The organism is Janthinobacterium sp. 61, assembly GCF_002846335.1.
Lineage (GTDB): Bacteria > Pseudomonadota > Gammaproteobacteria > Burkholderiales > Burkholderiaceae_D > Janthinobacterium.
Genome location: NZ_PJMQ01000001.1, coordinates 3,125,193 through 3,149,150 on the forward strand (window position 1 = coordinate 3,125,193; position 23,958 = coordinate 3,149,150).

Annotated in this window: 20 protein-coding genes; 10 read left to right on the forward strand and 10 right to left on the reverse strand. The window is 63.3% G+C overall.

What is annotated here, in order from left to right; all coding sequences use genetic code 11:
• Positions 1 to 108 precede the first annotated feature (108 nt).
• From flhA to CLU92_RS14350, 4 genes are all read right to left on the reverse strand, one after another.
• The gene (flhA, locus tag CLU92_RS14335; RefSeq protein ID WP_101482417.1) at positions 109 to 2,205 is read right to left on the reverse strand and encodes a flagellar biosynthesis protein FlhA; all 2,097 of its coding nucleotides are present in this window, start codon (positions 2,203 to 2,205) and stop codon (positions 109 to 111) included.
• Complete coding sequence (flhB, locus tag CLU92_RS14340) at positions 2,202 to 3,395, reverse strand: flagellar biosynthesis protein FlhB (RefSeq protein WP_101482418.1); 1,194 nt, start codon at positions 3,393 to 3,395, stop codon at positions 2,202 to 2,204. Before flhB ends, flhA begins: the two co-directional genes overlap by 4 nt.
• A 139-nt stretch (positions 3,396 to 3,534) precedes the next feature.
• The gene (locus tag CLU92_RS14345) at positions 3,535 to 4,533 is read right to left on the reverse strand and encodes a fumarylacetoacetate hydrolase family protein (protein WP_101482419.1); all 999 of its coding nucleotides are present in this window, start codon (positions 4,531 to 4,533) and stop codon (positions 3,535 to 3,537) included.
• 88 nt (positions 4,534 to 4,621) lie between these two features.
• Positions 4,622 to 5,332, reverse strand: coding sequence for a pseudouridine synthase (locus tag CLU92_RS14350; protein ID WP_101484689.1), 711 nt, complete (start codon positions 5,330 to 5,332; stop codon positions 4,622 to 4,624).
• Positions 5,333 to 5,589: 257 nt separating this feature from the next.
• Here CLU92_RS14350 and CLU92_RS14355 point away from each other — a divergent pair, with 257 nt between their 5' ends.
• Positions 5,590 to 5,952: a hypothetical protein gene (locus tag CLU92_RS14355; RefSeq protein WP_101482420.1), complete on the forward strand. Its 363-nt coding sequence runs from the start codon at positions 5,590 to 5,592 to the stop codon at positions 5,950 to 5,952.
• Positions 5,953 to 6,341: 389 nt separating this feature from the next.
• Here the strand turns inward: CLU92_RS14355 and CLU92_RS14360 are convergent, their stop codons facing one another.
• From CLU92_RS14360 to CLU92_RS14375, 4 genes are all read right to left on the reverse strand, one after another.
• A complete protein-coding gene (locus CLU92_RS14360) occupies positions 6,342 to 7,343 on the reverse strand; it encodes a S49 family peptidase (RefSeq protein ID WP_101482421.1) in 1,002 nt (333 codons plus the stop codon).
• A gap of 41 nt (positions 7,344 to 7,384) precedes the next feature.
• Positions 7,385 to 7,762 (reverse strand): Rieske 2Fe-2S domain-containing protein, encoded by a 378-nt coding sequence (locus tag CLU92_RS14365; RefSeq protein WP_180338519.1) that lies wholly within the window; start codon positions 7,760 to 7,762, stop codon positions 7,385 to 7,387.
• Positions 7,759 to 8,418: an HAD-IIIA family hydrolase gene (locus tag CLU92_RS14370; RefSeq protein WP_101482422.1), complete on the reverse strand. Its 660-nt coding sequence runs from the start codon at positions 8,416 to 8,418 to the stop codon at positions 7,759 to 7,761. The genes CLU92_RS14365 and CLU92_RS14370 overlap by 4 nt, the downstream gene beginning before the upstream one ends.
• A 90-nt stretch (positions 8,419 to 8,508) precedes the next feature.
• On the reverse strand, positions 8,509 to 9,504 hold the full coding sequence (locus tag CLU92_RS14375; RefSeq protein ID WP_034754116.1) for an RluA family pseudouridine synthase: 996 nt from the start codon (positions 9,502 to 9,504) through the stop codon (positions 8,509 to 8,511).
• Positions 9,505 to 10,193: 689 nt separating this feature from the next.
• On the opposite strand from CLU92_RS14375, the gene CLU92_RS14380 reads away from it, so the two are divergent.
• The 6 genes from CLU92_RS14380 (at position 10,194) to CLU92_RS14405 (ending at position 19,857) form a co-directional block, all read left to right on the forward strand.
• A complete protein-coding gene (locus tag CLU92_RS14380) occupies positions 10,194 to 13,358 on the forward strand; it encodes an Rne/Rng family ribonuclease (RefSeq protein ID WP_101482423.1) in 3,165 nt (1,054 codons plus the stop codon).
• Positions 13,359 to 13,447: 89 nt separating this feature from the next.
• A complete protein-coding gene (gene chrA, locus CLU92_RS14385; RefSeq protein WP_101482424.1) occupies positions 13,448 to 14,788 on the forward strand; it encodes a chromate efflux transporter in 1,341 nt (446 codons plus the stop codon).
• A gap of 29 nt (positions 14,789 to 14,817) precedes the next feature.
• Positions 14,818 to 15,939 carry a GTP 3',8-cyclase MoaA gene (gene moaA, locus CLU92_RS14390; protein WP_101482425.1) on the forward strand — a complete coding sequence of 374 codons (1,122 nt, stop codon included), beginning with the start codon at positions 14,818 to 14,820 and terminating at the stop codon, positions 15,937 to 15,939.
• A gap of 62 nt (positions 15,940 to 16,001) precedes the next feature.
• Complete coding sequence (gene glp, locus CLU92_RS14395; protein WP_257561086.1) at positions 16,002 to 17,849, forward strand: gephyrin-like molybdotransferase Glp; 1,848 nt, start codon at positions 16,002 to 16,004, stop codon at positions 17,847 to 17,849.
• Positions 17,850 to 18,193: 344 nt separating this feature from the next.
• The gene (locus tag CLU92_RS14400; protein ID WP_101482427.1) at positions 18,194 to 19,036 is read left to right on the forward strand and encodes an MHFG family PEP-CTERM protein; all 843 of its coding nucleotides are present in this window, start codon (positions 18,194 to 18,196) and stop codon (positions 19,034 to 19,036) included.
• A 50-nt stretch (positions 19,037 to 19,086) separates the two neighbouring features.
• The gene (locus tag CLU92_RS14405) at positions 19,087 to 19,857 is read left to right on the forward strand and encodes a hypothetical protein (protein ID WP_101482428.1); all 771 of its coding nucleotides are present in this window, start codon (positions 19,087 to 19,089) and stop codon (positions 19,855 to 19,857) included.
• A 27-nt stretch (positions 19,858 to 19,884) separates the two neighbouring features.
• On the opposite strand, the gene rmuC is transcribed toward CLU92_RS14405, so the two are convergent.
• The gene (gene rmuC / locus CLU92_RS14410) at positions 19,885 to 21,270 is read right to left on the reverse strand and encodes a DNA recombination protein RmuC (protein WP_101482429.1); all 1,386 of its coding nucleotides are present in this window, start codon (positions 21,268 to 21,270) and stop codon (positions 19,885 to 19,887) included.
• Between the two features lie 4 nt (positions 21,271 to 21,274).
• The gene (locus CLU92_RS14415) at positions 21,275 to 21,670 is read right to left on the reverse strand and encodes a group II truncated hemoglobin (protein WP_101484691.1); all 396 of its coding nucleotides are present in this window, start codon (positions 21,668 to 21,670) and stop codon (positions 21,275 to 21,277) included.
• 133 nt (positions 21,671 to 21,803) lie between these two features.
• Between CLU92_RS14415 and CLU92_RS14420 the strand changes: the two genes are divergently transcribed.
• Genes CLU92_RS14420 through CLU92_RS14430 form a run of 3 tightly spaced genes read left to right on the forward strand, consistent with a single transcriptional unit; the run spans position 21,804 to position 23,941 of the window.
• Positions 21,804 to 23,063, forward strand: coding sequence for an MFS transporter (locus CLU92_RS14420; protein ID WP_101482430.1), 1,260 nt, complete (start codon positions 21,804 to 21,806; stop codon positions 23,061 to 23,063).
• A 23-nt stretch (positions 23,064 to 23,086) separates the two neighbouring features.
• Entirely contained in the window at positions 23,087 to 23,434 is a 348-nt protein-coding gene (locus CLU92_RS14425; RefSeq protein ID WP_143452609.1) for a GIY-YIG nuclease family protein, read from the forward strand.
• A gap of 57 nt (positions 23,435 to 23,491) precedes the next feature.
• Positions 23,492 to 23,941, forward strand: coding sequence for a MarR family winged helix-turn-helix transcriptional regulator (locus tag CLU92_RS14430; RefSeq protein ID WP_306821366.1), 450 nt, complete (start codon positions 23,492 to 23,494; stop codon positions 23,939 to 23,941).
• The last annotated feature ends 17 nt before the right edge of the window (positions 23,942 to 23,958 follow it).

The window sequence follows — 23,958 nt, forward strand, 5'->3', positions numbered from 1 at the left end:
CAAAAAGAGGCAAAGGGGCCGTCGCCTGGGGTCAGACCCCCAACACCGCCGACATCAAGGTCATCGGCAACGTGTATGAGGGTCTGACCCCGGTACTGCCTGTGCCAACTATTGCGCGCCCACCAGGCTGGTGACGCGGATGGTCTTGGTTTCCGGCACTTCCGCATGCGACAGCACTTTCAGCTGCGGCAGGGCGCGGCGCAGGAAGCGCGACAGCAGTGCGCGCAGCGGCGCCGGCACCAGCAGCACGGGCGTCAGGCCCAGCGCTTCCTGCTGCTGCGCGGCCAGGCCCGCCTGGTGGGCGATGGTATCGGCCAGGCCCGGCTCGATGCCGGCGCCATCGCCGCCATTGCCCATGGCTTGCATCAGCAGACGCTCCAGGCGGCTGTCGAGGGTCATCACGGACAGTTCGGCGGCGCCGGGGAACAGTTGCTGCACGATGGCGCGGCCCAGGGACACGCGCACCAGCGCCGTCAGATCGTTCGGGTCTTGCGTATTGACCGTATGCTCGGCCAGGGTTTCGATGATGGTGCGCATGTCGCGGATGTGCACGCCCTCGGCCAGCAGGTTCTGCAGCACTTTTTGCAGGGTCGACAGCGACAGCATCTTCGGCACCAGGTCTTCCACCAGGCGCGGCGCATCCTTGCCCAGGTGATCGAGCAGCGATTGCACTTCGGCACGGCCCAGCAGCTCGGACGCGTGCGAGGTGATCAGGTGATTCAAGTGCGTGGCCACCACGGTGCCCGCATCGACGACCGTGTAGCCCATCGATTGTGCCTGGTCGCGCAAGCTGGCGTCGATCCAGGTGGCGGGCAAGCCGAACGCGGGGTCGCTGGTGGCCAGGCCCGGCAAGCTGCCGCTGGCCATGCCGGGATTGATCGCCAGGAACTGACCATTGAACGCCTCGCCCACGCCCACTTCCACGCCCTTGAGGGTGATGCGGTAGGCGGACGGCTTCAATTCCAGGTTGTCGCGGATATGCACGGGCGGCGCCAGAAAGCCCACTTCCTGGGCAAATTTCTTGCGAATGCCTTTGATGCGCTTGAGCAATTCTCCACCCTGCGTCTTGTCGACCAGGGGAATCAAGCGGTAGCCCACTTCCAGGCCCAGGGTATCGACTGGCATGATGTCTTGCCAGCTTGCCTCTTCCTGCTCGGGCGCCACGGTCGCTTGCGGCACTTCGGCCGGCTTCTCGGCCGCCGCTTTTTCCTGCGTGCGTTTCTTGCTGATCAAATAGGCGGAGCCGGCCAGCGCGGAAGCCAGCAGGATGAAGACCATGTTCGGCATGCCGGGAATCAAGCCCATGCCGCCGATGATGCCGGCGGTAATATATAGCACTTGCGGTTTCGCAAACAATTGGCCCACCAACTGGGTGCCGATGTCCTGGTCGCTGGCCACGCGCGAGACGACGATACCGGCTGCCGTGGAAATGATCAGCGAAGGAATCTGTGCCACCAGGCCGTCACCGATGGCCAGCAGGGTGTAATTCTTGAGCGCATCGGCAAAGCCCATGTCGTGCTGCAGCAAGCCCACCAGCAGGCCGCCAACGATATTGATGACGGTGACCATGATGCCGGCGATGGCGTCGCCGCGCACGTATTTGCTGGCACCGTCCATGGCGCCATAGAATTCCGCTTCCTGCGCCACTTCCGTGCGGCGGCGGCGCGCTTCGTCTTCGCCGATCAGGCCAGCGTTCAGGTCGGCATCGATGGCCATCTGTTTACCGGGCATGGCGTCCAGCGCGAAGCGGGCACCCACCTCGGCGATACGGCCCGCACCCTTGGTCACCACGGTAAAGTTGATGATGGTCAAAATGATGAACACCACGATACCGACCGTATAGTTGCCACCGATCAGGAAGTGGCCGAACGCTTCAATCACTTTACCGGCCGCGTCGGCGCCCGTATGGCCTTCTGTCAGCACCACGCGCGTGGACGCCACGTTCAGCGACAGGCGCAGCATGGTCGACACCAGCAGGATGGTCGGGAACGCCATGAAGTCGAGCGGTTTGACCGTGTACAGCGCCGTCAGCAGGACGATGATGGACAGCGCGATATTGAAACTGAAGAAAATGTCGAGGATGAAGGCCGGCAGCGGCAGCACCATCATCGCCAGCAGCATGATAATGATGACCGGCGCGGCGATGCCCTTGCTGGCGTTGCTGCTCATACCGCTGAGCCAAGCTGGCAATCTCAGGCCGTTCATGGTGTACTTCCTTTATTCTTGTCTGCCGCGTCTGCTGCGGCTTTGGTCTGCGATGCGGGGTCCAGCGGATCGAGCTCGGGCGGCACGTCGAGTTTTTTCGGCTTGTCGGGGCGCTGGCCGTGGCCACTGCCGTAGCTGCGCAGCTGGAACACATACGCCAGCACTTCGGCCACGGCGCCATACAAGGCCTCGGGAATCTCGTCGCCGATGTCCGTGTGCTTGTACAGCGCACGCGCCAGGGCCGGCGCTTCCAGGATGGCAACCTTGTGCTCGCCCGCCAGTTCGCGGATCTTCGCCGCCACCTCGTCGATGCCCTTGGCCACCACCTGCGGCGCGCCGCGCGAATTCTCGCCATACTTCAAGGCCACCGCGTAGTGGGTAGGATTGGTCACCACCACGTCGGCTGTCGGCACGTCGGCCATCATGCGGCGGCGCGACATTTCATGCTGCATCTGGCGGATCTTCGCCTTGATCTGCGGATTGCCGTCCGACTCCTTCGACTCTTGCTTGACTTCCTGCAAGGACATTTTCATCTTGTTAGCGTAGTGCCACATCTGGTAGGGGCCGTCGATGGCGGCGATCAGGCCCAGCGCGCCCACGATCAGCAAGAAGGCCGTGATCAGCAGGCTGATCAGATGGGCCGAACCGGCGCGCAGCGATTCCACCGACAGGCCCAGCACGGCATCTTTCTGGTGCTGCATCACCATCCAGGCAACGACGCCGACGACGATGGTCTTGGCGACGGCCTTGAGCAACTCCACCAGCGCATTCTTCGAAAACATATTTCCCAGGCCGCGAATCGGATTGAGCTTGCCAAAATTGGGGGTGAATGCCTTGGAACTGAACAGCCAGCCGCCCACCAGCACGGGCGAGGCCAGGGCGACGAGCATGATGGCTGCGGCGTACGGCAGGCAGGTCAGCAAGACTGAGCCCACGTCGTAGCCGATGCGTAACATCATCGCGTCGGGATTGAGGATTTGCTCCCGGTCCAGGGTCAAGCCGGAGACCATGACCGCCGTCAGCCGGCGCACGATGGCGTCGCCGGCAAACCACAGGCAGCAGCCGGACGCCATCAGCACCGTAAACGTTGCCACTTCACGCGATCGCGGAACGTCGCCTTCCTCACGCGCCTGCTCGAGGCGCTTCGGTGACGCGGCTTCGGTCTTTTCTGCGTCGCTGTCTTCCGACATCAATCAACTCCGGTGAAGTCCTGCAGCCTGGTTAGGCGCAATACGGACTGGGCATGACGCATTATCGGTTCAATCACCACAACGCCATCAAGGGAAAAGCGGGGCGAATCCCCTGCTTTTCCTTTGCTCCCCAGAAACCTTAGCGGGACTTGCGTGCTTCGGCCTGCTTCACTGTCTGCTCGATGGCGCCAAACAGCGACTTGCCATCGTCACCCAGCATTTCCAGTCGAACAACATCACCGAACAGCAAATAGGGCGTACTGGCGACGCCATCGGCGATCATCTCCTGGTTACGTCGCTCAACGATACTGGAAAAACCCTTCTTGACTTCCTTGTTGGCCACGCCGCCCGCACTCACCACGCTGCCGGCACGCGCGTTGCGCGTCTGACACAGATGGGCCAGCAATTGCGGATAATTAAAGGCCATGTCGGCACCCGCGTGGGGCTGGCCCGTCAATTTGCCATTCAGGCTGCAACGCAAGGCGTAATGCACCTTGCCGCCGCGCCAGGCGTCGCCCAGTTCATCGGGCGTGATGGCGACAGGAGAGCAGGCCATGGCCGGCTTCGCCTGCAGGAAGCCGTAGCCGCAGGCCTGCTCGTCGGGCGCCAGGTTGCGCAGGGTAATGTCGTTGACCAGCATCAACAGCTTGATGTTCAGGTGCGCCTGGTCCGGCGTGGAACCCATGGCCACGTCGTCCGTGATGGCGGCGATGCCGGCCTCGTAATCGATGCCCCACTGCTCGTGCGCCAGAGTGATGTCGTCGTGGGCACCGAGGAAATCGTCGCTGGCGCCCTGGTACATCCGTGGCGCCTCGCGCAGATTGGCAGGCGCCTCGCTGCCTGCCGCCTTGCAGGCACGCTCGATCTGCTGCAGGTAGGACATGCCGCCCACACGCAGACTGCTGCGCGGCAAGGGCGCCATGCAGTTGGCGGGATCGAACTCGAAGGCCCGATGGCCACGGCCACTATTGATGGTCTGGTACAGCAGGTCCAGCTGGGGCGCGATGAAACTCCAGTCGTCGAGCGCCTTTTGCAGGGTCGAGGCGATGCCATCGGCCAGATGGGCCGTTTTCAGGTCGCGCGAGACGACAGCCAGCTGGCCGTCACGCGTGCCATCCTTCAGGGTAGCTAATTTCATGTGCGGGAAACTTCATCAAATGCAGGCAATGGGGACTAAAGACGCCAAAAAGCCGGGAAGTCCCCGGCTTTGGCGGTCAGCAGGAGGTTCAGGCCAGCAATGTCAGCTGTTCTGCGGTCAGATAGCACCATTCGCCTTCGGCGATGCCCAGCGACTCCAGGGTCAGGCTGCCGATCGCGGAACGGTGCAGCGCGCTGCAATGGTTGCCGGCGGCGGCCAGCATGCGCTTGACCTGGTGGTACTTGCCTTGCTCGAGCACGATTTCAAGCTGGAATTCTCCGCGCTTGACGCAGACGAGGGCTGCCAGCGGGGCCGGCTCGTCGTGCAACTGCACGCCAGCCAGCAGCAGGGCCACCAGCTCATCGGTCACCGGCTCTTGCGTGGTGGCCTGGTAAATCTTCGGAACGTGACGCTTCGGCGACGATTGCGCATGGATAAATGGGCCATCGTCGGACATCAGCAGCATACCGGTCGTATCGTGGTCTAGCCTGCCGACGGGCTGCACTTCGCGCCAGGTGAACTGTTCCGGCAACAGGGTCAGCACACCAGGATGATGGCTGGGTTTGCGCGAGCATTCGAAGTTGGCAGGCTTGTTCAGCGCCAGGTACAGGTGCGCGCGGTATACCCACTCTTCTTCAAAAACGTGCAGCACCAGGCCTTCGGTCTCGACGGTAGTGCGGTAATTGGTCTGGGTAACGCCATCGATGACGACATCGCCATCTTCGATGAGGGAACGACAATATTTACGGGTGCCAAAACCCTGCGATTGCAGGATGCGGTCTAGGGATAATTTACTCATGGGCGTGACTTTACCAGAAGCGGCTGGCAGCGTGAAGCGGCGGCGCGCGCCGCCCGCGCCAGGCGCAGGAGCGCGCGCCAGCGTGGCGCAGACACAGATAAGGCGAAGCACAAGGTGAGATTTCGATATAAATGGCCAATTCCTTTGAGATATATCAAGCGCTCGAAATATCGCATTGATAGACTGAAACTTCGTTAGGAATCCGCCTAACGCACTTTAGGAATCGTGGCAGTCGCCACCCCTTACAAGGACATCGTATGAAGCATACCGATACCATCGCCTTACAAGGCAGCATCGCCGACATGCGCGAGCGCATCGCCGCGGAACAGGCATCCATGCACAAGGTCAGACTCGGCGTGGCGCGCTGGCGCAACACCCCTGCGCAGCAGGAGGCGGACGTGCCCCCATCGCCAGCGAGCCAGACGCACTGGCATGCCGAGGCACAATGCCATTTCATGTGCTGGCTGGAACGGGGCGGTTTTGCGCACGCGGATGCAGACGTGAGCACGCCCGCCATGGCGGACACGCCGCCGGACATCAGCTCCCACGCCAGCAGCACCGCAGCGGCGCCGGCCCGGCAAGCCACCCTGCCTGTGCACTGTAACGGCTGCGCCGCCTGAGCGCACGGCCATCGAACCCGCCATGCCCCGCCCCCGCATGCCAGCCTTGCTCCTGCCTTGCCAGCCAACCCAGACCAAATATCGCGCGATGCCGGCACACCCGGTACGAACGACGCACAAAAGGAAACGGCGGCATTGCGCCGCCGTTCCCAAGCCCCAACGGGACTTCAGTGAGGAATGTAAATTCACTCAAAACCACATCTGCGATGCGGCGAGTAGTTCCAAGACCTACCAATCAAGTTAGTACTGACAACATAGTTGATATATCGCCCCTCCTTGAAAAGAACTACGCCTTCACTATAGCCCAAGCAGCCCGTTTTTCAAGCCAAAATACCACCTTATTGAAAATCATTCTCGACTGGCTTGCCAGCCAGTCAAGAGTCATGTCCTCAGCGCAACGCCGGTTGTGACTGCTGTACGGCCGCCTTCATGGCACCGGCGCCCATGGCGGCGCCAAATTTCTTCAACACCCGCTCCGGCAAGCCTTCATGCTGCGTGTAGTCGACGATGTCTTCCGCCTTGACGACGTCGCGCGCCACGCTGTCGACCGTGCCAAAATCATCGGCCAGGCCCATTTCCACGGCTTTCGCACCCGTCCAGTACAAGCCGGAAAAGGTATCAGCCGTTTCCTTCAGGCGCTTGCCCCGCCCCGTGCGCACCACGTCGATGAATTGCTGGTGGATTTCATTGAGCATGCCTTGCGCATACGCCTTGTGTTTTTCCGTCAGCGGGCTGAAAGGGTCCATGAAACCCTTGTTCTCGCCCGCCGTCAGCAACCGGCGCTCGACGCCCACCTTTTCCATCACGCCCGTAAAGCCGAAGCCGTCCATCAGCACGCCGATGGAACCGACCACGCTGGCCTTGTTGACATAGATGCGGTCGGCCGCGGCGGCGATGTAATAGCCGCCCGAAGCACACATTTCATCGACCACCACATACAAGGGCTTGTCCGGATAGCCCTTGCGCAGGCGCTGCATCTCGTCGACGATCATGCCGGCCTGTACGGGACTGCCGCCCGGACTATTAATATGCAGTACCACAGCCACGGAACCGGCGTCGGAAAACGCCTTGTCCAGCGCGGGAATGACGACGGCGGCCGAACCGCTGCCTTCAGACTCGATGGCACCGCTGATGTCGATCAGGGCCGTGTGGCGGCCCAGGGTTTCGCTGTCGTCGGCCGTGTTGTAGTCATAAAACACCCACAGGGCGAACAGCACGATCAGCAGGCCGAACACCTTGAAAAAGATGCTCCAGCGGCGGTGCGCGCGTTGCTCTTGCAAAGTGGCAAATACCAGCTTCTCCAGCACGTCGCGCTCCCAGTTCCCTGCAGGGGCGCCGTAGCCGGGGGCTGGCACGCTGCTGTCCACCTTGTCATTCGTGTTATCGCTCATGGTTCACTTTGTTTAAATTGCAATAATGCCTGTGCCCGGCTTCAGGCCGGCAGCGGCTGGACATACTCATCGGGCTGCCAGTACAGCTGGCCATCGCGCTCGGTCACGGGGATCGGACGCAAGCGGCCGCCCTTGCAGGGACCGCCCGCGCAGTAGCCGCTTTCCGGCACATAGATGGCGCCATGGGTCGAACACATCAGGTACAAGCCGCTGGATTCGAAAAACTCGCCCTCGGCCCAGTCCAGTTCGATCGGCACGTGGGCGCAGCGGTTCAGATAGCCGTACGCCTTGCCGCCATGGCGCACGACAAAGCCGGTGGTCGCTTCGCCACCGGCCGAAACGGGAAAGCGCACGCCCTTGCCGCCATCGGCCACCGCGTCGGCGGCACAAATCAATACTTCCGCAACGTCGGTCATCATGCGTGCTCGCTCAGCCATTGGTGCAGATCGGCCACCGTGGCGGCCGAATACAGCGGATTGCAGGCCTGCAACTGTTCCACAGGATGCGCCCCATACTCTACGGCAATACCAGCCGCGCCTGCATTGCTTGCCATCAACAAATCATGACTGGTGTCGCCGATCATCACGGTGCGGCGCATATCCTGCCCCAGTTCGCGCGTCAGCTCCTGCAGCATGGCAGGATGAGGCTTGGAGAACGTTTCATCGGCGCAGCGCGTCGCATCGAACAGCGACAGCAGCTTGACGGCATTCAGCGAACGGTTCAGGCCGACACGGCTCTTGCCCGTGGCGACAGCCAGAAAGTACGCTTGCTGCGACAATTCCTGCAGCATTTCGTGCACGCCGGGAAACAGGGTCAGCTCATGGTCGCGCGACAGATAGTGATAGCGGTAGCGTTCGGCCATGCGCGCATGGTATTTCGGCTCGACATCGGGCATCACCAGCCGCATCGCTTCCTGCAAGCCCAGGCCGATCACATGCGAGGCCAGCAACTCGGTGGGAATTGGCAAGCCCAGGTCTTTCGCCGACGCCTGGATACACTTGACGATGGTCGAGGTACTGTCTATCAGGGTACCGTCCCAATCGAAGACGATCAGATCAAATTGCTTTCTTGCCATGTTTCCCGACGGCAAAGCCGCCGGCTCCTTGAGAATGAATGATGGCGACTGACTACCTTGTGAGTAGTCTTGCGCCCACGCGATGGATATTTATCGTGCGGCAACGGCCAATGGTTTGCCCAAGCTTACCAAGAAACGCTCGCATTCAGCAGCCAGCGGCGCATTCAGGGTCATCGTCTTGCCCGTCTCCGGATGCGTAAACGTGATCTGGTGCGCGTGCAGGAACATGCGCTTCAGGGCGCCGCGCGTACTGTCGGCTTTCAACAGGGCACGGTTGAGGGCAAAGTCGCCATATTTATCGTCGCCCGCGATGGGGAAACCGGAGGAAGACAGATGCACGCGGATCTGGTGCGTGCGTCCCGTCTTCAATTCCGCTTCCAGCAAGGCGAAGTTGTGATATTTATGCAACAGTGAAAACACCGTGTGCGACGCCAGGCCATCGGCCTGCACAGCCACCCGGCGCTCGCCTTCGGCCGTCGTATATTTATGCAGCGGCAACTTGATATGCTGGCGCGCATTCTTCCAGTCGCCAGCCACCAGTACCAGGTAGCGCTTGTCGGTGACGCCGTCGCGCATCTGCTCGTGCAAGTTCGTCAAGGCCGTGCGCTTCTTTGCCAGCAACAACAAGCCGGACGTGTCGCGGTCCAGGCGGTGCACCAGTTCCAGGAACTTGGCGTCGGGGCGCGAGGCGCGCAATTGCTCGATCACGCCGAACGAGACGCCCGAGCCGCCATGCACGGCCACGCCGGCCGGCTTGTCGATGACGAGCAGCTGCGCATCTTCGAAGATGATCTTGAATTCGGCGGCCGGCGCGCCCGTGGGCGCCTTTTCGGCCACGCGCACGGGCGGAATGCGCACCACGTCGCCGGCGGCGAGACGGTACAGCTGATCGATACGGCCTTTATTAACCCGCACTTCTCCCGATCGCAAGATCCGGTAGATGTGGCTTTTAGGCACTCCCTTGCACACTCTTAATAAGTAGTTGTCGATGCGCTGGCCTGCTTCTTCCTCGGCGATCGTTACGAATTGGGCTTGCGGCTGAACCGGGGGTGTTGAAGGGGGAACAACATCATTTTGACTCTTCATTTACTATGTCTTCCCAGAAATCTCTCTAAGTCCTTCATTTTGAATATATAATTGTTTTTGCTGCGGCCCTGGCTGCTGCGAGTGTAAGAATAAAAGCACATTTTACACAGGGGCGTCTCCACCGGCCTCGCCAAATTGCAAATTCGGTGGAAAAAAAATGTATATGCACCATCCCTGCGCGAATCAAGGTTGCACCGTAGTTGTAATCGGATAACGCGTGGAGATGCTGAAGTGAGTGTATTGGATTATAAGGATAAGTACCCGTTAGCGCGACTTATCGAGTCGGGCTCGCGGGTTGATGAAGTTGATAACGCTTGCCGTTTTCGCCAAACCCCGTATGAGGCCACAATACTGAGGGTTGTCGATGAATAGGCTGAGGCCAAGCCTCGCCATCGCGATCCCTGTAATGAGCCGGCTTACGATTTGGCTCTGAATTTGCTGACCACTTGCATTCTCTGCCCCCCGACATTCGGGCTGTTTCAGATGAGTTGCAAGTGTCCTGTGCACTCGGCATGACGATTGACCTCACCGCGCCTGTTGCGGCCGTAACGTATACCTCGTACGCGTTGTTGCTCCGCACGCTAAGGCATTTCCCCCGCCAACACTCCCGTTCTCGCATATATCCCTGTACTTTCGCCGCTTCCCCGGAAGCGGCTTTGAGATGGCCTACGGGTCGCGGAGTTATAAAAATGAAACGCATGTTGTTTAATGCCACGCAGCAAGAAGAACTGCGCGTAGCGATTGTCGACGGACAGAAACTGATCGACATCGATATCGAGACAGCCGGGCGCGAACAGCGCAAATCCAACATCTACAAGGGCGTCATCACGCGCATCGAGCCATCGCTCGAAGCGTGCTTCGTCAGCTATGGCGAAGACCGCCACGGCTTCCTGCCTTTCAAGGAAGTTGCTCGCACGTACTTCCGCGAAGGCGTGGACGTCCGTAACGCCTCCGTCAAGGAAGCGCTGCGCGAAGGCCAGGAAATCATGGTCCAGGTGGAAAAGGAAGAGCGCGGCAACAAGGGCGCCGCCCTGACCTCGTTCGTCTCGCTGGCCGGCCGTTACCTGGTCTTGATGCCGAACAACCCGCGTGGCGGTGGCGTATCGCGCCGCGTGGAAGGTGAAGAGCGCCAGGAATTGCGCGAAACCATGGATAAACTGGACTTGCCTGCTGGCATGTCCGTCATTGCCCGCACCGCCGGCATCGGCCGCAACGTCGATGAACTGCAGTGGGACTTGAATTACCTGATGCAACTGTGGCGCGCCATCGAAGGCGCCGGCAAGTCGGCCAACGGCGCTTTCCTGATCTACCAGGAATCGTCGCTCGTCATCCGCGCCATCCGCGACTACTTCCAGCCAGACATCGGCGAGATCCTGATCGACACCGACGAGATCTACGACCAGGCGCACCAGTTCATGAGCCACGTGATGCCCGACATGGTGCACCGCGTAAAACGCTACAGCGACGACGTGCCGCTGTTCTCGCGCTTCCAGATCGAACACCAGATTGAAACGGCGTACAGCCGCACCGTGCCGCTGCCATCGGGCGGCGCCATCGTGATCGACCATACCGAAGCACTGGTGTCCGTCGACGTCAACTCGGCCCGCGCCACGCGTGGCTCGGACATCGAGACGACCGCCTTCAACACCAACTGCGAAGCGGCCGAAGAAGTGGCCCGCCAGCTGCGTTTGCGCGACCTGGGCGGCTTGATCGTCATCGACTTCATCGACATGGAAGTGGCAAAAAATCAGCGCGAAGTGGAACAGCGCCTGAAGGACGCGCTGCACCATGACCGTGCCCGTGTACAGATGGGCAAGATTTCCCGCTTCGGCCTGATGGAACTGTCGCGCCAGCGCCTGCGCCCTTCGCTGTCCGAAGGCTCGCACGTGACGTGCCCGCGCTGCTCCGGCACCGGCCACATCCGCGATACCGAATCGTCCGCCCTGCAGGTGCTGCGCATCATCCAGGAAGAAGCGATGAAGGAAAACTCGGCCACCATCCACGTGCAAGTACCTGTGGACGTGGGCGCCTTCCTGCTGAACGAAAAGCGCGGCGAAGTACTGAAGATCGAAAACCGCCACCGCATCGCCGTGATCCTGATCCCGAACAAGCATCTGGAAACGCCGCACTACAAGCTGGAACGCATCAAGCACGACGATCCGCGTCTGGAAGACAGCCAGGCCAGCTACAACCTGGCGGAAAGCGCTGAAACCGACATGGCTTACAGCAAGCGCCAGAAGGAAGAAGCCAAGCCGCGCCAGGAAGCCGTCGTCAAGACGATCACCCCTGACCAGCCGGCACCGCTGGTCGAGCGCAAGCCCGTCGAAGCGAAACCAGCTCCGGTGGCCGCGCCTGTCGCACCACAAGGCCTGATCGCCAAGATCATCAGCTTCTTCACCGGCGCCCCGGCACCGGTGGCGCCAGCGCCCGCCCCTGTCGCACCAGCCAAGCCGGCCGGCGCCGACCGCGGTGACCGCAACAGCCGTGGCCCGCGTGGCCGTGGCCGCAACGGCAAGCCTGGCCGCGAAGAACGCGAACCAGGTCAGGGCCGTCCCGCCCAGGACGACGCGACCAAGGAAGCCGAAGCACTGGAAAAGGCGGCCCGTCCGCCACGCCCACCACGTCCGCCACGCGAACCGCGCGAAGCCGGCGAAGCAACGGCAGCACCACGCGAGCGCGGTGAGCGCGGTGAACGTCCTGAACGCGCCGAGCGTCCGGAACGCGCGGAGCGTCCAGAGCGCGCCGAACGTCCGCCACGCCAGCCACGCGAAGGCCGTGAACCACGCGCCGACAAAGCCGTTGTTGCTGAAGTGAAAGCTGACGAACTGGCCCTGTTTGGCGCCAGCGCCAGCGCCGTGAATGTCGTCGTGCCGTCAAACGGCCCTGAATCCGACGCCGCACCAACGAGCTTGCTGAAAGCACCGGCGAATGCCGGTCCTGAAGGCGAAGAGACGGAAAACGACGTGGAAGGCGAAGAACCGCGCCGCCGCCGTCGTCGTGGCGGCCGCAACCGCAACCGCCGCGACCGCGAAACGGGCGAGCTGATCGAATCGGCAAACGGCGAGAACGAAGGTCAGGACGCACCCGTGATCAGCTTTACGGTCGCTCCGGCGCCGGAAGCTGCTGCCGCTGTTGCTGCTGACGCGGCCCCGGTCGCCGTCGTGGCTGCCGCCGCTGTCGTCGCCGTTGCTGCACCAGTGGAAGCTGCCGTCGTGGAAGTGGTCGACGTGGTGGAAGTGGCCAAGGTCGCGGACATCGCCAAGGTCGAAGAAGCCGCTCCTGCCGTTGAAGCCGCACACCGTGCTGAAGTGATCGTGCCGGAAGCGCCTGCCGAAGCCATCGTTGCAGTAGCGCAAGCGGAACCAGCCGCTGCCGAACCAGCACCGGCTGCCGAGTACAGCTTTGCCGAGAAAGCGGAAGCCGCACCAGCGCCAGCGCCAGTTGCAGCGGAAATCATCGTCGAAGCCGCGCCAGTGGTGGAAGCCGCACCGCTGGTCGAAGCCGCCGCCGTGATCGAGGAAACGCCAGTCGCTGAAGCAGCACCTGCCGTGACGGAAGCCGCCCCGGTGGTTGCTGCTCCAGCTCCAGCTCCAGCTCCTGCTCCAGCGCCAGCGCCAGCACCGGTCGTTGCTCCTGCCCCGGCAGCTGCCGCGCCAGTCGCCGCGCCGCTGGACTTGAGCGCAGTGCTCGGTTCGGCCGGCCTGACCCTGGCTGCCACCGATCCGGAAAAACTGCGCCTGGCGCAGGAAGCGGCCGCCAAGGCTGTCGCTCCGGTACGCAAGCCGCGCGAACGCAAGCCATTGCCGCCGCAATCGGATGAGCCGTTGATTCAGGTCAACACGCAACGTCCATAAGCAGGCCGGGTTCGCCCTGCCGCCAATGATGAAAGGGGGAGCTCAGGCTTCCCCTTTTTTACGTCCACTCTCTTTGCCAGCCAGCCGCCATGCACGAGAACACCCATCTTGCCCGTCCCGACCCCGTCAGCCTGCGCAGCGCCTTTTGGTACTGGCTCAAGCTGGGCTGCGTCAGCTTTGGCGGCCCGGCTGGGCAAATCGCCATGATGCATGCGGAACTGGTGGAAAAGCGGCGCTGGATTTCCGAGCAGCGTTTCCTGCACGCCCTCAATTACTGCATGCTGCTGCCCGGGCCGGAAGCGACCCAGCTGGCCATCTACATCGGCTGGCTGATGCACCGCACGCGCGGTGCGCTGGTGGCTGGCCTGCTATTCCTGCTGCCCTCGCTGCTGCTGCTGATCGTCCTGTCCTGGCTCTACATGGCGTATGGCCACGTGGGCGCCATCGCCGGCGTCCTGTACGGCATCAAGCCGGCCGTCGTCGCCATCGTGCTGGCGGCGGCCTGGCGCCTGGGCCGGCGCACCTTGCGCAGCCCCGGCCTGATCGCCATTGCGGCGGCTGCATTTGTCGCCATCGCCGTGCTACGGCTGCCATTTCCGCTGATCGTGCTCACCGCAGCCCTGCTGGGCATGGCTGGCGGTCGCTGGCTGCCGACCCACTTCCATGTTCGCGCTACCTCGCATGGCGGCGCGGCAGGCTTTGGCCCCGCCCTGATCGATGACGACACGCCCACGCCGCTGCACGCGCGTTTCGGATGGCCGCGTCTGCTGGCCACTTGCGCGCTGGGCCTGGCGCTGACTTTCATCACCTGGCTGGGCCTGGCGCTGGCGGGCGGGATGGATCAGCCACTGGCGCAGATGGGCGTATTTTTCAGCAAGGCGGCCCTGCTCACGTTCGGCGGCGCGTATGCCGTGCTGCCCTACCTGGTGCAAGGCGCCGTCGACCACTACCACTGGATCAGCAGCGCGCAGATGATGGATGGCCTGGCGCTGGGCGAAACCACGCCCGGCCCCCTGATCATGATCGTCGCCTTCATCGGCTTCGTGGGTGGCTGGAGCCATGCCGTGGCGGGTGAACACCTGTGGCTGGCAGGCGTGTGCGGCGCGCTCGTCGCCAGTTGGTTCACCTTCCTGCCCTCGTTCATCTTCATCCTGGGCGGCGCGCCGCTGGTGGAAGCTTCGCGCGGCAATTTGCGCCTGAGTGCGCCCCTGACGGCCATCTCGGCGGCCGTGGTGGGCGTGATCGCCAGCCTGGCCCTGTTCTTTGGCCGCCATGTCTTCTGGCAAGCAAACCCGCTGCCGCACTGGGACTGGCTGGCGATCGCCATCGCGCTGGCGGCCGGCGTGGCGCTGATCAAGTTTCAAATGGGAACCATCAAATTGCTGCTCGCCTGTGCCATCTTCGGCCTCGTGCTATCGTATCTGCCTTGAACGACTTTACGTAAGTGGCACCACCTTTTATGGCTGACAAGATTATCTACCTCGCCGAAGCCCGCAATGGGGCACCGGCGATCCCCGCGCGGCTGGAAAGTCCCAGCGGCAACGTGGCCGACAGCCTGGGCCGGCCCCTGCACGACCTGCGCATCTCGATTACCGACCGCTGTAATTTCCGTTGCGTGTACTGCATGCCGAAGGACGTGTTCGACAAGAACCACGTGTATCTGCCGCACACAGATTTGCTGTCGTTCGAGGAAATCACGCGCATCGCGCGCCTGTTCGTGGCGCATGGTGTAGAAAAGATCCGCCTGACGGGCGGCGAGCCGCTGCTGCGCAAAAATATCGAGAAGCTCATCGCCATGCTGGCCGAACTGCGCACGCCGTCGGGCCAGCCGCTGGACCTGACCCTGACGACCAACGGTTCCTTGCTGGCCAAAAAGGCGCAAGCGCTCAAGGATGCAGGCCTGAACCGGGTCACCGTGTCGCTCGATTCGCTCGACGACGCCACCTTCAAGCGCATGAACGATGTCGATTTCGCCGTGGCCGACGTGCTGCACGGCATAGCCGCCGCGCATGCGGCGGGCCTGGGCCCCATCAAGATCAACATGGTCGTCAAGGCTGGCATGAACGAGCAGGAAATCGTGCCCATGGCGCGCCACTTCAAGGGCACGCCCTACATCTTGCGCTTCATCGAATACATGGACGTGGGCGCATCGAACGGCTGGAACTTGCAGGAAGTCATCCCTTCGGCAGAGGTCGTGCGGCGCATAGCCTCGCACATGCCCCTGCTGCCAATCAACCCCAACTACACGGGCGAGACGGCGGCGCGCTGGCGCTACGCCGATGGCAGCGGCGAAATCGGCCTCATTTCCAGCGTCACGCAAGCATTCTGCGCCGACTGCAGCCGCGCCCGCCTCTCGACCGAGGGCAAGCTGTACACCTGTCTGTTCGCCAGCAGCGGCCACGATTTGCGCAGCCTGCTGCGCGGCGGCCACAGCGACACGGAAATTTCCTCGGCCGTAGCGCAACTATGGCGCGGCCGCGGCGACCGCTATTCGCAATTGCGCACCAGCCAGACGGATTTGACGGGCGGCGCGCTTGAGCAGGGTAAAAAGAAAGTGGAAATGTCGTATATCGGCGGCTGAATCGGGCGTGGTGCAGGCCCGCCGCTGCTACCATGGCGCATGCATCCATTTCACTACCTGACATGATCAACAAACACGACATTACCGGCCTGATCCTGGCTGGCGGCCTCGGCACGCGCATGGGCCAGCGCGACAAAGGCATGCAGCCCCTGCATGGCCAGCCTCTGGCCCGCCACGTTCTGCAGCGCCTGGCGCCGCAAGTGGGCCAGCTGGCCATCAGTGTCCACGCCGATGCCGGCGACTACGCGCGCTTCGGCTTGCCCGTGTGGCCGGATGCGCTGCAGGGACAGCTGGGCCCGCTGGCCGGCTTGCATAGCGGCATGCAGCACGCCACCAGCCCTTACCTGCTCTGCGTACCGTGCGACTCGCCCCTGCTGCCGCCCGACCTGGCAGCGCGCCTGGCGGACGCCTTGGTCCAAAACAATGCCGACCTGGCCATCGCCGTCACCGAAGAGATCGATCCGGCGACGGGATCGGCAGTGCGCCGCCCCCATCCCGTCTTCTGTCTCGTCAAGACTTCGGCCCTGCCCCAGCTGGACGCCTACCTGGCCACCGGCGAACGCCGCATGCGCACCTGGCACGGCCCCTTGAAACTGGCCGAGGTGCTCTTCGAGAACCATGGCGCGTTCGGCAATATCAATACCCCAGACGAGCTCGCCGCCCTGCAGGCGCAGGGACTGTCCGTGCCGATGGCGCAAGCCATCCTGGCCGACACCGTCGCCCCCGTCGCCGAGATCGAAACATTGCCGCTGCCGCAAGCGTTCGAGCGCATTTTGGCGGCCGACATCATCTCGCCCATCAGTGTGCCCGCGCACGACAATTCCGCCATGGATGGCTATGCGCTGCATGGAGCCGACCTCGGTGGGAGCGTTCCGCTGACCCTGGCCGTGGTCGACACCATCCTGGCGGGCCGTCCCGGCACGGTCAACGTCGGGCGCGGGCAATGCGCGCGCATCATGACGGGCGCCGTCATGCCGGACGGCTGCGACAGCGTGGTGCCGCAGGAACTGGTGCAGCAGGCCAGCGCAAGCAGCATTACGCTGGCACCGGACTGCATCCGCCCCGGCGACAACCGCCGGTTCAAGGGCGAAGACTTGATGCAAGGCCAGCCTGCGCTGCTGCAGGGCAAGATACTCGGACCGGCCGAACTGGGTCTGCTGGCCTCGCTGGGCATCGCCATGGTGCCCGTGCGCCGGCGCCTGCGCGTGGCTTTCTTTTCCACGGGCGACGAATTGCGCTCGATCGGCGAGCCACTCGACGCGGGCTGCATCTACGACAGCAACCGCTACACCCTGCTGGGCATGCTCACCCGCCTGGGCTGCGAGGTGCTCGACATGGGTATCGTCAAGGATGCGCCGCAAGCGCTGGAAGCGGCCCTGCGCGGCGCCTGCGCCTCGGCCGACGTCATCATCACCTCGGGCGGCGTGTCCAGCGGCGCAGCCGATTTCACGCGCGACATCCTGGCGCAACTCGGTGACGTGGCCTTCTGGCAAATCAATATGCGCCCCGGCCGTCCCATGGCCTTTGGCCGGATTGCCAGCGAGGGCGACACGGCCTTGCTGCTGGGCTTGCCCGGCAACCCGGTGGCCGTGATGGCGGCGTTTTACTTCCTCGCGCGCCCCACCTTGCTGCGCCTGATGGGCGCCGATGCTGACACTTCCATCCTGCCCCTGCTGCAGGTGGCGGCGCAGGCACCCATCCGCAAGAAACGGGGACGCACGGAGTACCAGCGCGGCATCGTCGAACGGGCCGCGGATGGCCGCCAGCACGTGCGCGTGACGGGTGCGCAAGGCTCCGGCATCCTGCGCTCGATGACGCAAGCCAATTGCATGATCGTGCTGCATGAGGGGCAAGGCCACGTGGCGGCCGGCGATCTCGTCGATATCGTGCTGTTCCATGGACTGACCTGATGCTGCACCACCGGCCAGGCTGACGCGCTGGCCGGGGCGCATACAAAGCGCCACCATCTGCTTCCCCTTCCTCTTCACGACGGCCCGCCCTGCGCGGGCCGTTCGCATTGCCCCTTCCAATCAATTTTCGTCTACGGCAACTGTCAGCCCATCAAGATAAAAATCTTGATTACCTCCCTAAAAAAATATAAATAAACACAACAAAATTGTAATAATTTTATTTATTTGTTGATATCAGAGTTTCTTCGGTGATAACATCTCAACTCGCATAAAATTCAATTTTGATATTTTTTTTCACCGGGATACTAATAATGAGACACCGCTCATGGATCGCAGGCGCCAGCATGCTGGGGGCCGCAAGCCTGCTTGGCATGCTGTCACTGGCACCGCTGCCCGCCTATGCCAAAGGGGCCCCACGGGCCGACGTGCTGGAGCATTGCAGCTGGAACCGTCCCGGCGCCGACCCGTTCATGGGCGATGTCGTGGCAGCCGTGGACAGATACCCGGACATCGCGCCGCAGGTGCGCGAACAATTGAAGGCGCGCATGCGCGCGCGCCAGTACGATGAAATCGTCGTGATCAGCCGCGACGCGATCCGCGGCAAGGGCAATTACGATGCACGCATCAGCGACATGCATTTCGGGCCGGGCCGCGTGTGCCGCAATGTCACGCGTGCAGGTTGGAGCGAGCAGATGCAGGAAAGGGGGCTCGTGTACTGCGTGCAGGGCGCATGCATCCTGGTGCCCACCGTGTGCCGCAATGTCAGCCGCATCACGCAGGTGGCGGCGGCCGGGCCGCGCGGCGCAGGAGCGGCGCCAGCTGTGGCAGCCGCACCTGCGGCGGCGCCATACGCTCCCGTCATCGACAATCCCGGCACCGCGCATGGCGGTTCGCTCACAGGTTCGGCGCCGCCGGCCGTGCTGGCCAGCCTGCCCGTACAGGCCTTCGATGTCGTACACACCAGCAGCAACACGGTGTGGCCATCGAGCATAGGCGATGGGCGCAACGGCGGCGGACCGCCACCGCGCGGCAGCAGCATCATCGAGTCGCTTGTGCCGCCCCCCGACCTGTCCGTCCTGCCGGCCGTGCCGGAACCGCACACCTGGGCCATGCTGCTGGCGGGACTGGCGCTACTGGTCTGCGGCGCCAGAAAAACCGTGCCCACAAGCATGGCGCCTGAGGCGTAGCCACCCGCGTGCGGACTTGCTACTATGGTGCATTCCAGACAAGGATCGCCATGCCCGACATCGATAACCGTTTGACACGCATGTCTGCGCTGCGCAGGGAAGGCCGGCATGCGGAAGCGCTGCCGCTGTTGCAGCAACTGTTCGCCGATGCCGGGCAGGCAATGAAGCCGGCAAGGTCTAGCCATTTCATCATCATGTTGGAGTGGAAGTTTTTGGCCGATGCCTACGCGCCGGCGCGTGCCGCACTGCAGGCTGAACGTGATGGACAAATACGGCTGCTACTGGCAGGCGAGCATGCGTTCGGACGCCACGACAGCGGCAGGACGCAGGCCGGGGACATGTCGCGCTTCTCGCTCATCGTCGAGATGAACGACACCTTGGGCGAGGCCCGTTCCACCGCCGACCTGTTCGCCCAGCTGGACAGCAGCGCCCCCGAACTGGCGCGCCAGTACGCTTGGCAAGCCCTGCCAGCCATCGTCGAGGCGGGCAATTTCGTGCTGGCGGACCGCTATCGCCGCGCCCCGCTGGAACACCTCGAAACGGTCAATGCCCTGGCCGCCAGCCAGCCCCTGTTTCCTGCGCCGGGCATGGCACCGCGTCTGGCGACGGAGTTGATGAATCTGGTGAAAGACGTGCGGATCGCCGCTGCCGTACTGCGCGGCCGGGAACAAGCCGCCGAGGCCGACGCGCTGTACGCCGCCTTGCTGGCCGGCCTGGCAAATGACGCCATGCGCGCACTGGCGCTGCGCGAGCTCGATGTGCCAGGCAGCATCACCGCTGACATCGTCAAGCGCCAGATGGAGCAGGAACAGCTAAGCTAGCCGGCAGTGACGGCAAACAAGGCGGCCCTAGTCGCCGTCCGCCTCGGCGGACGATCCCGCGTCCGCTGCCCCCAGCAGCAAGGCGGCCGCCTCGCCCGGCAAGGCTTCCACGGATTTCAGCTTGCGCGCCATCTGCCGGCTGCGCACTTCCGCGCTTTCAATATTCTTTGCCGCTTTTTCCAGGGTCAGCCGGGTTTGCGACAGCACGTCGCCAAACTTGCCGAATTCCGTCTTGACGGCGCCCAGCACCTGCCACACTTCCGACGAACGCTTTTCCAGCGCCAGGGTGCGGAACCCCATCTGCAGGCTGTTGAGCAAGGCCGTCAGGGTGGATGGACCGGCGATGCTGACGCGGTGCACGCGCTGCAATTCGTCGGCCAGGCCTGGCCGGCGCAGCACTTCCGCATACAAGCCTTCCGTGGGCAGGAACAAAATGGCGAAATCCGTGGTCTGCGGCGGCGCCAGGTATTTCTCGGCAATGGTTTTCGCCTCGCCCCGCACGGCCCGCTCCAGCTCGCGGCCAGCCAGGGCCACGCCGTCGGCATCAGCCCGCTCGGCCGCTTCGACCAGGCGCTCGTATTGTTCTTTCGGAAATTTCGCATCGATAGGCATCCACACGGGCGGCCCGCCGTCGCTCATGCCCGGCAACTTCAGGGCGAATTCCACGCGTGCGCCGCTGCCCGGCACCGTTTCCACGTTCTTTGCATACTGGTCGACAGTGAGTACCTGCTCCAGCAGCATTTCCAGCTGCACTTCACCCCACGTTCCACGTGTCTTGACGTTGGTGAGCACTCGCTTCAGGTCGCCCACGCCCAGCGCCAGCTGCTGCATTTCGCCCAGGCCCTGGTGGACTTTTTCCAGCCGCTCCGACACTTGCTGGAACGAGGCGGAAAGCCGCGTTTCCAGGGTAGCGTGCAGTTTTTCATCGACCGTCTTGCGCATCTCTTCCAGGCGCGCGCCATTGTCAGCCTGCAAGTCGCGGATCTTGTTCTCCAGCGTGGCGCGCACTTCCAGCATGCGCTGCGCATTCGATTCCGTCAGCTGGGACAGGGTCTGGTTCGTGCTCTCGGCAAAGCGCGCCAGGCTTTGCGCCTGCTCTTCGCGCCCGACTTTCCCCTGCGCCTGCATCTGCGTGCGCAGGCTGTCGAGCTGTTGCAATGTCGCCGCCTGGAATTGCGCCAGGCCGGCCGCCAGGTCCTGCCGCGTGGCTTGCGCCGACGCCTGCAACTGCAGCCGCACTTCCCGTTCGACGCGGTCGATGCGTTCCAGGCTTTGCTGCTGGTGCTGCTGCACCAGCGCCAGCGTGGTGGCGCCATCGCCGGCAACGCCACGCGGACGCACCAGGATCAGGATCAATAGGACGATGGCGACGGCAGCGGCGCCCAGCAGGCTATAAAACTCGATTGGGCTCATGGGATCAGTCAGGTTTGTTGCGCATCCAGTCGGCTGTCTGATAGAACGATTCCATCAGGCGCACGCGCAGGGACTCTTCGATGCCCGTGTCTTCCATGGCCCAGGCCATGGCGCGCAGCCACTGGTCGCGCTCGCTGGTGCCGATGGCGTAGGGCAAGTGGCGAGCGCGCAGGCGCGGGTGGCCGAATTTCTCGATATACAGGTCCGGGCCGCCCATCCAGCCCGTCAGGAAGAAATACAGCTTGTCGCGCGAGCCGTCCGTCGAGGGAGGATGCATGACGCGGATGCCGGCGAACTCGGCTTCCAGTTCCATCAAGTCGTAAAAACGGTCGACCATTTCACGCAGCACGGTAGCGCCGCCGATGGTCTCGTACAGGGTAGGGGCAGTGGTATCAGTCATGGCCGCCATGATAGCGCAAGCGTCGCCGGCCCACGCAGCCCACGCTGCCAATGCCACAATATATGGCAATATACTTGACCACTCAAGCTTATCTCAACTACTATGCCAATTTTAAACACGGACAATACCGACCATGCCAACCACGACAGAGTCTCCTTTGCTGCGCAATAGCAACTTCCGCTGGCTGCTGGGCGGCGGCCTGGTCTCCATGCTGGGCGACCAGTTCAGCATGCTTGCCCTGCCCTGGCTGGTGCTGAGCCTGACCGGCGATAGCCTCAGCCTGGGCATCGCCGTGGCCATGATGGGCGCCCCGCGCGCCGTGTTCATTTTGTTGGGCGGCACCATCGCCGACCGCTATTCACCCCGACGCGTAATGCTGCTGAGCAAATATGCGAACGCCGCCATCCTGCTGTTGCTGGCAGCACTACTGTTGCTTGACCACGCCAGCTTGGCGCTGGCGTATGCGGCCGCGTTAGCGCTGGGCATCGCGTCCGCTTTCGGCATCCCGGCCGGCACGGCCATTCTGCCGCAGGCTGTGCCGCTGCAATCGTTGCAAAAAGCTAATGGCTTGCAGATGGGCGCGCGCCAATTGTCCTTGCTGGCCGGCCCCCTGCTGGCGGCGCTGGTCCTCAGCGCTCACGATGGCGCGCAGCAAACCGGCATGGCGGCGTTGGCTGCCGCCTTTGCCATCGATGCGTTGACGTTTCTGTTCTCCGCCTGGACCTTGCGGCAAGTCAGCCTGCGGCCACTGGCAGCGGCCGGCGCGGCACAGGGCATCTGGCGCGACACGGCGTCGGGCCTGGCCATGGTGTGGCGCGACATGCCCTTGCGCAGCTGCTATGCCTACTGGGCGGTGGTGGCGTTCTTCGTCATGGGACCGCTGCAGGTGGCCTTGCCCGTGCTGGCCAGCGAACGCCTGCACGGTGCCGCAGCGCTGGGCCTGCTGATGGGCGCGCACGGCGCCGGCACACTGGCCGGCATGCTGGCATCAAGCCTGGGCGGCGCCTGGCTGCAGCGGCGTTTCGGCGTCACCTTGCTGCTCCTCGACGCCATCGTGGGCTGCCTGTTGATGGCGCTGGGACAAATCAGCACAGCCTGGCAAGGCGCAGCCTTGTTGGCCGTCACAGGCATGCTGGGCGGCTACTTGCAGGTCGCCATCTTTACGTGGATACAGCGGCGCGTGGCGCCCGCCATGCTGGGCCGGGCCATGGCCCTGTTCATGGGCATCTTCCTGGGCCTGGCTCCGCTGTCCGCAGCGGCCACGGGGGCGCTGCTACGCCACCTGAGCGTGGGTGAGCTGTTCTGCGGCGGCGGCGCCCTGCTGCTGGCGGCAGCCGTGGTAGCCGCACTTTTCAGCGCCATCCCGCGCATCGTCGGGCCAGAAACGATTTAAACAAACGACAGGAGAAATACAATATGGACAAGACACGACAGGCAACATTGAAAGCCCACTACCGGCAACAGCCGCCGCCGCTGGGCATCATCGCCCTGCGGCACCTGCCCAGCGGACAGACCTTGCTCGAATGCAGCCGTAACGCGCCCGGCTCGCTGAACCGGCACCGTTTCGAGCTGAATCTGGGCAAGCACCGCAATGCCGCGCTGCAGGCGGATTGGCGGCGCGACGGCGCGGCGGCCTTTTCCTGCGAAATCATCGACACCGTCAGGCCGTCCGACGACCCCGCCTTCGATGCGGACGCCGAACTGGACGCCCTGCTGGCACTGCACCGTATACTGTGGCAGGAACAGGGGCAGCCACTGTATTGAGCACGATTGCTTTACACTTGCGCACTCAAGCACTTCGCAGCGAATACAATGGCAGCCATGAACGATCACACTCCCCCGTCGCCGGACAGCGATGGCGCGCTGGACTTTTGCCTGCGCCTGGCGCGCGCCCAGGCACTCATCGTGCGCCGCTTCGACAGCGCCCTGGGTAATTTGCATGGCCTGAGCTTCAGCGATTATCAATTGCTGTATCAGCTGCAGCGCGCACCCGGTGCGCGCCTGCGCCGCATCGACCTGGCCGAGCGCCTGGCGCTGACAGCCTCGGGCGTCACGCGCTCCCTGATGCCGCTGGAAAAAATCGGCCTGGTAGCACGCCAGGCGGACCAGCGCGACGCGCGCGTCGGCTATGCCGTGCTGACTGCCGCCGGCCAGGAATTGCTGGACCATGCCAGCGCCACCGCGCATGCGGTGGGCCGCGAATTGCTGCAGGACGCACCGGCAGACCAGCTGGGAGCGCTGTCCGCCGTCCTGGGCAGACTGGCCGGCTGACGCTGCCCAACGGCTGG